Below are 2,807 nucleotides of genomic sequence, written 5' to 3' on the forward strand. Positions count from 1 at the left end.
ATTCAAACTCGAAGAGGGCTTCAGGGAAGCCATAGAAATCGTGGATCGTGCGCGGCTTCGGCATGGCGGTCACAGCGGTCGCGCCGAAATACCAATGCGCGGAGATGACGAGCAGGGCGCGCGGACGCGGCATCTGTTCACCCATCAGGCGCCACGCTTCGGTGAAGCTGTTTCGTTTAAGTGTGTTCATCGGGCTGCCATGCCCGATGAACAACGCCGGCATGACACCGGATGATATGACGGCTGAAATGGCGACAACTCCTTGCGACAGGGTCTGATACCGAACCTATCAGATCACCTCCGTGGCGGTGAACCGGTTGAAAGGCTCGGGGAAGCCTTGAGGGCGTATCGCCAGAGCCACCCGCGTTTATCCGATAATATATATTATGATAAATAACATATGAGGTGTTACGGCCATTCAGGCCGGAAAACCGCCAGATCCTGTTTCCCCGGCCATGTATTCTAATCCTGGCACGCCGATTTTCTGAACTTCCCGGCGGCTGAGTTGTTCTACCGGCTGAACCTTTGTTCGGGTGCTCACAGTCTGGAGGAATGACTCCCATGACGCAGTTCAAGACGTATCTGCTTGCTGGCGTGACCAGCGTGTCGCTTGCGACCGCGCCGGTTGTCCCGGTTCATGCGGCCGATGTGCTCGGCGCTACCACAGGCACTGTCTCTGGCGTCACGTCAGGTGTCACCGGCGACGATGCCTCGGTTGATGCGCGCATGGAAGCCGCTGGCGCGGCCTCAGGCATCACAGGATCGGCCAAAGGTGCGCTTCGCAGCGACACGGATGCAGGCACCGAGACTGACGTTGAGACGCGCGGCAATGTCGTGAATGACATGTCGGCACAAACGGGCACGCAAATTGCGCCTCTGGAAAGTCAGATCCCTGATCTCGATCCGGCCCTGAAACTTGTCGATCAGGGTTACAGCAATATCGAGCCGTTGGATGGCGCCGCCCGTGCCGAAGGTCAAACATCGTTCAGCGCCATCAATCCGGCGGGCGCTGAAGTGACGGTCGTGGTGGATACGCGCACTGGCGCGGTTTTGAGCGAACAGTCCGCACAGTAACGCGGTTTTGCATAATATGACGAAGTTGAAGATTAGCTGAAGGGCGTGGGCCGCGAGAGCGTTCCGCGCCCTCTCCTTTCCGATCCTTCAAACAATCTGCTGCGTGACCACATGAGAGGCAATTTCGTGACGGAGTGAACGGATCGCGGTGTTGTTGGTTCTTTCAGGTAATGGGCGGCGGGCTACAGCGAAACTTTGTTCTGGAGGAACATGACCATGACGCAGTTCAAGAAGCTTCTTCTCGCCGGTGCCGCTGGTATCGCGCTGATGGCGGGTCCGGCTTTCGCGAATGATCCGGCCGGCAGCAGCGCAGGCACCGACATTGCTCCCCCTGCAGCCACGGGTGATGTGCAGATCGATGGTGCGATTGACACCAATGGCGCGGCTGGCGCGGATTCCATCGCGCAGCTCGAGTCTCTCGGCTACACGGATGTCGAGCCGGTGGATGCACAGGGCGATGCCGCGGCTGAGGGTGAAGCTCTCTTCACGGCCACCAATGCCGATGGCGAGCGTGTGAATGTGCGTCTCGACACGGAAAGCGGCACGGTGATCAGCGAAGACGCTGCTTACTAATCTTCGTCCATCGACGGAGGCCACAGGCACGGCGCAGAAGTTTCGGCTTCTGCGCCGTTGCTTTTGCGCGAAACGCCGGAGCGATTTGGCGCCTCGCGCATTGTTACGGCGAGGGTTCACGGGGACCAGCAACGCCAAACTCAGATGGAGTACATGCCTATGTCGAAATTCGGAAAAGCCCTGCTGGCTGGCGCGGCTGGTGCCGCCCTTCTCCTTGCGCCGTCGGCAATGGCCCAGACCACCATCCAATCGCCCGGTGTGGTGCAGACAGATGCCGGTGCGGCAACGCAGGTTGATCCGGTTACGGGCACGATTGCCACTACGACTGTCACGACCACAACGACCCTTATTGGTCAGCAGGCGGACATTTCTGATCCGGTCGCCTGGCTTGAAGAAAGGGGATATTCAAACGCCAAGCAGGTTCCGGGCGTGACCCTCGAAAGCCAGATGGCCTTCCATGCGGCAAACGGCATGGGCGAGCCGGTGGAGATCGTCATGGACCGGAAGACGGGCGAGATCGTGCGCGAGACGGATCTGCGCAAGGTGGATACGCCTTCGAAGCGCTGAACCATATAGCAACCGGAAATAAGGGCGCGTCGAAAGGCGCGCCCTTTTTATTCAGAGATCGAAGGTCAGCAGCATCCCGTCATAGGCGGGAACAACATTATCCGGCAGCTGGTTCTTGAGCGTCATATAGTCGAGATCAACATGCATGTTGGTCAGAACGCCCTGACGCACCCTCGCTCGCTTCAGCCAGTCCAGCGCCATAGCCACATGCGCATGTGTCGGATGCGGCGTGTAGCGCAGCGCATCCACCACCCAGCATTCGATGCCTTCAAGCAGCGCGAAGCTCTCATCGGGAATGCCAACAGCATCAGCCGAATAGGCAAGCGGCCCGAAGCGGAAACCGAGCGACCGGATATTCCCGTGATCCTGATCAAACGGAATGGCGGTGATCGTGCCGCCCGGCCCTTCGATGCGAATGGGTTCGCCCGGACGCTCGATCAGATGGTCGTTCAGAATGGCCGGATAACCGGAGCCAGGCTTTTCCCGGAAGCAGTAGCCGAAGCGCGAGAGAAGCGTTTCGCTTGTCGGCTCGTCCATCCAGCAATCGACACGGCGGCGCTTGTTGATCGCGAGCATACGCAGATCATCAATGC

At 59.1% G+C, this 2,807-nt stretch carries 4 protein-coding genes and 1 pseudogene; 3 read left to right on the forward strand and 2 right to left on the reverse strand.

Annotated elements, in window-relative coordinates; genetic code table 11:
- A pseudogene (locus tag WBF74_RS12290) lies at nt 1–190 on the reverse strand (4,5-DOPA dioxygenase extradiol); the annotation flags it as partial.
- Between the two features lie 371 nt (nt 191–561).
- On the opposite strand from WBF74_RS12290, the gene WBF74_RS12295 reads away from it, so the two are divergent.
- From WBF74_RS12295 to WBF74_RS12305, 3 genes are all read left to right on the forward strand, one after another.
- On the forward strand, nt 562–1,074 hold the full coding sequence (locus tag WBF74_RS12295) for a hypothetical protein (protein WP_424440270.1): 513 nt from the start codon (nt 562–564) through the stop codon (nt 1,072–1,074).
- Nucleotides 1,075–1,290: 216 nt separating this feature from the next.
- On the forward strand, nt 1,291–1,647 hold the full coding sequence (locus WBF74_RS12300) for a hypothetical protein (RefSeq protein WP_424440273.1): 357 nt from the start codon (nt 1,291–1,293) through the stop codon (nt 1,645–1,647).
- A gap of 159 nt (nt 1,648–1,806) precedes the next feature.
- Nucleotides 1,807–2,214: a hypothetical protein gene (locus tag WBF74_RS12305; RefSeq protein WP_424440276.1), complete on the forward strand. Its 408-nt coding sequence runs from the start codon at nt 1,807–1,809 to the stop codon at nt 2,212–2,214.
- Nucleotides 2,215–2,265: 51 nt separating this feature from the next.
- Here the strand turns inward: WBF74_RS12305 and WBF74_RS12310 are convergent.
- Nucleotides 2,266–2,807: MBL fold metallo-hydrolase (locus WBF74_RS12310; RefSeq protein WP_424440279.1), on the reverse strand; the 542-nt coding region annotated here is incomplete at its 5' end.

Origin of the sequence: Parvibaculum sp. (genome assembly GCF_049672805.1) — a bacterium.
Lineage (GTDB): Bacteria > Pseudomonadota > Alphaproteobacteria > Parvibaculales > Parvibaculaceae > Parvibaculum.

What these genes read in the sequence shown, in the direction of transcription:
- WBF74_RS12295 (WP_424440270.1), top strand. Translation starts at nt 562, where the DNA reads ATGACGCAGTTCAAGACGTATCTGCTTGCTGGCGTGACCAGCGTGTCG.
- WBF74_RS12305 (WP_424440276.1), top strand. Translation starts at nt 1,807, where the DNA reads ATGTCGAAATTCGGAAAAGCCCTGCTGGCTGGCGCGGCTGGTGCCGCC.
- WBF74_RS12300 (WP_424440273.1), top strand. Translation starts at nt 1,291, where the DNA reads ATGACGCAGTTCAAGAAGCTTCTTCTCGCCGGTGCCGCTGGTATCGCG.